This is a genomic window from Fretibacterium fastidiosum (genome assembly GCF_000210715.1).
GTDB classification, from domain to species: domain Bacteria; phylum Synergistota; class Synergistia; order Synergistales; family Aminobacteriaceae; genus Fretibacterium; species Fretibacterium fastidiosum.
In genome coordinates this window covers 1,333,487-1,341,381 of the sequence record NC_021038.1, presented here as the reverse complement: position 1 = coordinate 1,341,381, position 7,895 = coordinate 1,333,487, and the positions used below count along the sequence as shown (strand labels likewise).

At 59.9% G+C, this 7,895-nt stretch carries 5 protein-coding genes; all 5 read left to right on the top strand.

What is annotated here, in order from left to right; genetic code table 11:
• On the top strand, nt 1-211 hold a 211-nt coding region (locus SY1_RS06195), incomplete at its 5' end, for a Synerg-CTERM sorting domain-containing protein (RefSeq protein ID WP_208873087.1).
• A 368-nt stretch (nt 212-579) separates the two neighbouring features.
• Complete coding sequence (locus SY1_RS06190; RefSeq protein WP_015556521.1) at nt 580-1,986, top strand: Synerg-CTERM sorting domain-containing protein; 1,407 nt, start codon at nt 580-582, stop codon at nt 1,984-1,986.
• A gap of 249 nt (nt 1,987-2,235) precedes the next feature.
• The gene (locus SY1_RS12375; RefSeq protein ID WP_015556520.1) at nt 2,236-5,109 is read left to right on the top strand and encodes a Synerg-CTERM sorting domain-containing protein; all 2,874 of its coding nucleotides are present in this window, start codon (nt 2,236-2,238) and stop codon (nt 5,107-5,109) included.
• Between the two features lie 191 nt (nt 5,110-5,300).
• Entirely contained in the window at nt 5,301-5,720 is a 420-nt protein-coding gene (locus SY1_RS06180; RefSeq protein ID WP_015556519.1) for a hypothetical protein, read from the top strand.
• A 552-nt stretch (nt 5,721-6,272) separates the two neighbouring features.
• Nucleotides 6,273-7,691: a hypothetical protein gene (locus SY1_RS06175; RefSeq protein ID WP_015556518.1), complete on the top strand. Its 1,419-nt coding sequence runs from the start codon at nt 6,273-6,275 to the stop codon at nt 7,689-7,691.
• The last annotated feature ends 204 nt before the right edge of the window (nt 7,692-7,895 follow it).

The window sequence follows — 7,895 nt, the reverse complement described above, 5'->3', positions numbered from 1 at the left end:
AGGGAAGTACGACCTCGACGGCCGTGCAAACGGGCGTATCGTGGACCCGGCGCTGCTATTGTCCGTTGAGGAGCCGAACGCCTCGTCTCCAAAACCGAAGCCGAAACCTGGCAACGAGTCCAAGGGGTCCGGCGGGTGCAACGCAGGGCTTTTGTGGGGCTGGCTGCTGCTGGTGGCGGCTGTTCCCGTCACGCTGCGGCGGAGGGGATAACCCCTCCGTCGCCTTCGGCGACACCTCCCCTTCCAGGGGAGGCAAGGCAAAGACAGGGCGCGCTTTTTAGGCTCCTCTGCAAGAGGAGCTGGCGAGCCCCAACGGGGCGAGACTGACGGCCCGTGAGCGGTAGCGAAGCTGGGGGGTGTTGTTGAACGTGAAGGACAACCCCTCCGGTCCTTCGGACCACCTCCCCTTTCAGGGGAGGCTTTAGGCCCCCCTGCAAGGGGGGGTGCTGAGTGTAAAGGACGACCTCTCTTTTCAAAAACGCAGGAGGTGATTTGGAAAAGGAGAACAAGATACTGGAACTTCGCGTGCGCGGTGGTCCGTCGGAACATCAAAAATCATTTCAGTGAGGAGGTAAGGTTATGCATTGCAAGGCAATGAAACGTTGGCTTTCCGGGATGTTGCTCTTTGCGCTGGTCCTGGCCTTTGGGGCTCCGGCCTCGGCCCACCTGCTGTACACTGTTCAGGACAACAACTATACCTCTACAAGTGTCGGCAAGGTTGTGGGAAACACCACCACGATCCTTGCCAACAATGTCGGCGGTAACTGGGGACAGGTTATTTTCCCCTTTAAACGTGGGACGGCAGATCGTGTGGCCGTGACTTTATATCCCAACACAAATCCTTACTATCCCGGGGATGAGGTGCGGATATACAACCCAGCGTCGTTCAACTGGTCGTCCCCGGAGAGCACGATTACTCATGCCCGCCTGAAAAACGTCCGCGCTTTGGTCTTTATGGGCGGGCATCCTTACGGCATCGGTTACGACTGCACGCCTTTTGCCTTTGCCTACAGTGAGGATCCGGTCAGAAAGAGCGCAAAGGTCGCGCGCTGGAATCATATGGGCGGGACGAGCTACTGGCCGGACAACCTCTATACCCACCTCTTTCAGTACGAGGCCCCCTCGGGCTACACGGCTAACGGCGAGGGACTGGCGACTCACGACAGCTTTGTCTACGCTCTCTTTACGTCTCATACTGGGAACTACCCCAATTTTGTCTACTCTCCGAACAAGCTGGTGAAACTCAACGCGGAGCTGGGACAGGTTGGGGCGATCGACCTGAACGGCAAGAACACCGACGGCGGTATACCTGGTGCGTACTGCCAAGACAGCGGTACGCTCTACCTCACTTCTTGGGGCGGTAACCAGCCCGCCAGTTCCAACTGGCATCCCGAATCCCGGGTCGAGAAGGTGAATCTGAGCGGCATGTCCACCCAAACTCTTGTCACGGGGCAGCAGATGCGCAACAGTGACGCCATGTGGAAGCACCATTTCACTGCCATCACTCTTCATGGCAATACGGCTTATGTGCAGGCCTCGACTTGGAACCAGATTGGTCCTGGTGCAACTCCAAGTGGAGAGGTGCGTGTCTACAGCTGTTCCATTTCGAGCTTGAATACCCTGTCTCAAACCTTGCCGGTCAAGACGATACCCATAACCGGCGCTTGGCGGTTGGGGATGGTTCAGGACGGAACCTACCTTTGGGTGGCCGCGGGGGATTCCCTCTACCGCTACGCGCTGCCCGTAACGGCCTCCTCGGTGGCAACGGTCTTCGGGCCGGGGGGAACATCTCTGTATGGAAATATCTCTGCATTTGCGGCCATCCCCTCTTTGCGAGGTGTTTCCGCTGCCCAGGCTGCGATGGACGAGCCAGTGCAGACCATGGCCGCCAAGGATGAGAAGGACGGCGGCAGCGGATGCGACGCGGGGTTCGGCTGGCTGCTGCTCCTGGCGGTCGTTCCCGTCGCGCTGCGGCGGAGGGGATAACGCTTTAAGGGTCATAGTGTTATCGCTCTCTTCCTCTAGGAAAAGGTACGGAAAGGAGGAGGGCGGATTTCCGCCCTCCTTTTGTTCGGCACCTCACCTTACGGGGAGGCTTTTGGCCCCCCTGCAAGGGGGGCTGCTGAGCGGTAGCGAAGCTGGGGGGTGTTGCTGAACGTGAAAAACAACCCCTCCGGTCCTTCGGGCCACCTCCCCTTCCAGGGGAGGCAAATAAAGTAAAGAAGGTGACAAGTAATGCAAACGATGAAAGCAAGGGCCTTTTGCACCGCGTTTCTCCTGGCATTCCTCGTTCTCTTCAGCCCGGCCGCGAACGCGGCGAACTGGATCGACAGCGCGGATGTGAGCTGGTATGACGAGGGCAAGTCCGAATTCACTCTCACTTCAGAGGCCCAGTTTGCCGGGTTGGCGAAGTTGACCCTTGAGGGCAAGTCCTTCAAGGACAAGACGGTGTCGCTGGGGGCGGATCTGGACCTGGGAAGTAAGGAATGGACCGCCGTCGGGGCTTTTGAAGGCCTCTTCGATGGCCGGAACCGCTCCATTACGCTGGGAACGGGCAACACGACAGCCCTTTTTTCGGACCTTCTCAAAGGGGGCATCCTGAGGAACCTGCACTTGAGCGGAACGGTGAACTTGGCCCCCAAAGGGGCATCTCCTGTCATGCAAGAAGGTTTTCGTTGGGCTGACGGGACGCTCCTCGGCGTCAACCGAGGAATTGTCGAGAACTGTTCCTTCAAGGGGAAGGTGAGGTACGTAGGATCGGAGGGGGTTGTCCGGGCTCTGGGCGGTTTGGTGGGGTGTAACCCGCAGAGGTTGCCTGGGAACCCCTCGTCGATAATCCGGGGATGCCGGGTGTCGGGAGCATTGGAGATGGCGCCCGAGGCGGGCAGCGCCAGCTCTGGAGTCCCCCTCGTTCAAGTGCTCATTGGAGGGATTGCGGGGATAAACCTCGGTGATATTGAGGACTCCGTGTTTGAGGGGATGCTCAACCGAACGATGGGCGGTGGCTCGATCGTCGCGGGGGGGATCGCCGGAGGACTGGACGGGTGTTTCGATATACTATCGGGAGGAAGCTACCGCAACTGTTTTGCGTCTTTTGACATGAAGAGCTCAGTCCCCATGCAAGAGGCTGCAATGATGACGGCAATGGGGACGCCGGACACGACGTGCCTGGGCGGAATTGTGGGACGCCTCTATGACCAAACGGAAATAGAGAACTGCCGCGCCAGGGCGGAGCTGGAGTATCAGTGCGGGATCGACAACGTGTGCGCGGGCGGCATCTTGGGTTTTGGCTTCGCTAAGATAATCAACGGGGTTTTTGAGGGGAACGTCACGATCGCGGGGACGCCGATGGCTCCCTTGATACCGGAGGCAAGCCTAGTGAGAGCCTATGGAGGGGTTGCGGGCCTCGGAGCAGGCCTGATCTGCAACTCGTTTGCCAAAGGAACGGTGACGGGGCCGGACGGTGCTGTAGGGGGCATTGCCGGTTACGCATTCGGAAAAGTCGAGAACTGTTCTGCCGCGTGCAACGTCTCCTCTGAAGGCGACAACGCGAACGTGGGCGCCCTCGTCGGGAACAACCAGGACGCTCAGGGTGCGGTCAGCAACTGCCGCTGGGTGTCGGGCCTGGGGGCAGACAAGGCGATAGGGGCTGGAGATAAACTGGACAGCACCGATGTCGTTGCGGCGGAGTCCGCCCTGCCGGCCACCTCGGTGGCCATGATCCCTTGGATCGGCCTGACTGAGAACAAAACCGCCTCCGTTAAGGCGGAGGTCTATCCCTTGGATGCCTTCAATGGGGAGACGGTCTCCTTAAAAATTTCGCCCCTCGACGAAAATATCCTGAAGGTCGAATCCGACCATGCCGGGATGGCGGTCGTTCGAGGCGTGAAGAAGGGAACGTCCGGCCTCAAGCTCTCCTGCAACGGCCTTCTGGGGGATACGAGCTATTACCCGGCTTCCTTCGTCACGGTTCGGCTTATCCGACTGGCGTCCTTGAGCCTGAGCCCGAAGGTCATTGAGTTGGCCCAAAAAGACCAATCTGCGGAGATCCATATGGCGATCGCTCCGGACGCAGGCGCCGTGTCCTATCTTCCCAAATGGACGTTTAGTGTACTCGAAGGAACTTCAGCGGCGGCCGACGACATCGAGCTGATGCCCACCGCCGATGGGCTGGGTGCCGCGGTGACGCTGGTGCGCCCGGTCTCTGGCGCGAAGTACCGGGTGTTGGCCGAGGCGGTGGACGGGTCCGGCCTGTCGGACGACGTGATCGTCATGGTCAAATACAATCCCCCAGCGCCGGTGAGCCCGGATGTGAGCCCGGACGTTCCTGCACCAACGAGCCCCGACGTTCCTGCGCCGACGAGCCCGGACATCGAACCTGGCGAGCCGGAGGTGGGAATTGCCCCGAGGCTGCCGGACGGCGTGCCCGCGGGGGTGGGAGCGTCGAAGCCCGCGTTCTTCGGCGGCAGCGAGGCAGCGGCTTTGAAGAACGCTGCGGCGGCGTTGTCGGACACTGGACTGGAAGCAAAGGACCTGGCCTTCGACCCGGATACAGGCATCGTGAGGCTCCAGAGCCGGGTGGCCCGTGAGGTGGCCAGGAAGGTGCTGCCGGAGGGGGCCACGGTGAAGCGGGTTCGGACGCTGCCAGTGTTGTCGGCCACCCTGCCGCAGGGAGCGAACGTTGCGGCAGTGGGTTTGGAGCTGACGGGCAGGGATCTGATGGCGAAGAAGGCGTCCGAGGTGGAGCTGCTGAAGGCGACGGGGCCGGACACGGGAGCGCTGCTGAAATGGTCGGGCAAACCGGAGGAGTTCGGCGACGGGCGGTTCACGGTGCTGGACGGGAGCGGTCGGGGTGTCGATGAATTACAGCCCCGCAGCCGGTACGTTTTGACCGTGTTCATCGGGGACGGAGGGAAGTACGACCTGGACGGCGAGGCGAACGGCAAGGTGGTGGACCCGCTGGCGCTGCTGTCGCTGAAGGGCGGTTCGGCCCCGGGGCCTCAGCCAGGCCCTGACGGCAAGGACGGCGGCGGTGGCGGGTGTAACGCTGGCCTTGGCTGGCTGCTGTTGCTCGCTGCGGTCGTTCCCGTCGCGCTGCGGCGGCAGTAATTGACCCCCCCCTGCAAGGGGGGACTGAGGGGTTGGTTTGGTCCCGCAGGGGCAGGGGAGGGGTTGAGCGTGAGAAATAACCCCTCCGCCGCCTTTGGCGGCACCTCCCCTTAGGGGAGGCGAAGAACGCAACGGGCAAATTATAATAAAGTTAGACTGTGAGAGGACGTTTTCGGAGAGGAGGCAGGGACATGGAGGACGCAGAGCAGGAGCGCGACGGCGAGCTGACCGCTCCACTGAATCGTCTGGACTATTGGATGATGTATCTTTCGGGGATGGCTGCGGAGGAGATGCCTGAGGAGGTGGCGAAAGATGAGATGATTAGTCAGGCGCTGGATCTGGAGAAACAATTTCTGCAGAACCAGGAGGAACGCCAGCGTTACATTACGAGCTATAAGGCGATGGTGGACGATTTGATGACCGACGAAACGATTCGCCGCGTTGCCAGGGATGAAGGACTTGTTGAAGGAGAGGCCAAAGGTAAGGTTGAAGGCATTGCCGCTACGGCGCGGCGGATGTTGAACCGGGGCGTTTCGCCTGAGCAGGTTGCCGACTTCACCGGTCTGTCCCGTGGTGAGGTCGAGGCGCTGAGAGCCGGGACCGGAAACTGAACGTACCACTTCAAAACAACCCCTCCGTCGCCTTTGGCGACACCTCCCCTTGCAGGGGAGGCGAAAAGAAGAAGCGCGTTGTTAGGCCCCCCTGGAAGGGGAGCTGGCGAGCTCTGCAAGGGCGAGACTGACGGCCCGTGAGCGACAGCGAACGGCAGCCGGAAGGCTCCCCGAAGGGGGGACTGAGGGGTTGTTTTGGCCTTCTGCCCCGAAGGGGCTGGAGAGGTTGTTGCTGAGCGTGAAGGACAACCCCTCCGTCGCCTTCGGCGACACCTCCCCTTTCAGGGGAGGCGAAAATGAAGAAGCGCGTTGTTAGGCCCCCCTGGAAGGGGGGCTGGCGAGCCCCAGCGGGGCGAGACTGACGGCCCGTGAGCGATAGCGAACGGCAGCCGGAAGGCTCCCCGAAGGGGGGCTGAGTGTGAAGAGCAATCCCTCTTTCCCCTCAAAAACGCGGGAGGTGATGCGGAAAAAGAAGACATACAGGCGGTGGAACTTCGCGAGCGTGGTAGTCCGTAGGAACATCAAAAATCATTTCAGTGAGGAGGTAAAGTTATGTATCGCAAGGCAATGAAGCGTTGGCCTTCAGGGATGTTGCTCTTTGCCCTGGCTCTGGTCCTCGGAGCCCCGGCCTCGGCAAACCTGCTGTATACGGTGCATGACAATAACTATGCCTCTACGAGTGTCGGCAAGATCGTGGGGGACACCGCAATAGTTCTTGCGACCAACGTTGGCGGTAACTGGGGACAGGTTATTTTTCCCTTCAAACGTGGGGCGGCAGATCGTGTGGCCGTGACTTTATATCCCAACTCAAATCCTTATTATCCTGGAGATGAGGTCCGTATCTATGATCCGGCATCGCTGAATTGGTCGTCCCCGGAGAGCACGTTAACCCATGTACGTCTGAAGAACATTCGGGCTCTGGCTTTTATGGGAGGACATCCCTACGGCATCGGCTATGACTGCACGCCGTTTGCCTTTGCCTACAGTGAGGATCCGGTCAGAAGAAGCGCAAAGGTCGCGCGCTGGAACCATATGTGGGGGACGACCTACTGGCCGGACAACCTCTACACCCACCTCTTTCAGTATGAGTCCCCCTCGGGCTACACGGCTAACGGCGAGGGACTGGCAGCTCATGGAAGCTTCGTCTACGCTCTCTTTAAATCTTATACCGGGAACTACCCCAATTTCGTTTACTCTCCGAACAAGCTGGTGAAGCTCAACGCGGAGCTGGGACAGGTCGGGGCGCTCGATCTGCACGGTAAGAACACCGACGGCAGTATACCTGGAGCGTACTGCCAGAGTGGCAGTACGCTCTACCTCACCTCTTGGGGCGGTCTCCATTTCTTTATCTCCAACTGGCATCCCGAGTCCCGGATCGAGAAGGTGAACCTGAACGGAATGTCCACCGAAACCCTTGTCACGGGGCAGCAGATGCACGACAATGATCCTTCGTGGAAGCATCATTTCACCGCCATCGCTCTTCATGGCAATACGGCTTATGTACAGGCCGCTACTTGGAAGGAATTTCCGGGTACCCCTTTCGCAATGCCCGGAGGTGAGGTGCGAATTTATAAATGTTCCATGTCAGACATTGGGACTCTGCCTCAAACTGCCCCAGTCCAGACAATTGCAACCGACGCCATTTGGCAGTTGGGGATGGTTCAGGAGGGGACTTACCTTTGGGTGGCCGTTGGGGACAGGCTTCATCGCTATTCGTTGCCCGTAACGGCCTCTTCACAGGCAACGGTCTTCAGTTCAGGCAGTGCGATTCCCTTGGGCGGAAACATCTCCGCTTTTGCACCGTTGCCGTTACCGCAGGAAGTTTTTACCGCGGAGTCGGCATTGGACACCCTGAAGCAGGCTGATATCAAAGAAGAGAAGGGCAATAGTAGGGGGTGTGAGGCAGGGCTCCCATGGGCTGGGGTGCTGCTTGCTGCAGCCGTCCCCTTTGTGCTGCGGCGGAGAGGATAACCCCTCCGTCGCCTTTGGCGACACCTCCCCTTACAGGGGAGGCAAGGTTTTTCGGCCCCCGGTTTGATTTGGCCCCCCTGCAAGGGGGGCTGCCCCGAAGGAGCTAGGACTGACGGCCCGTGAGCGGTAGCGAACGGCAGCCGGAAGGCTCCCCGAAGGGGAGGTGCGAGTGTTTTTCATAAGACGTGCCTGTTTGACATTCCC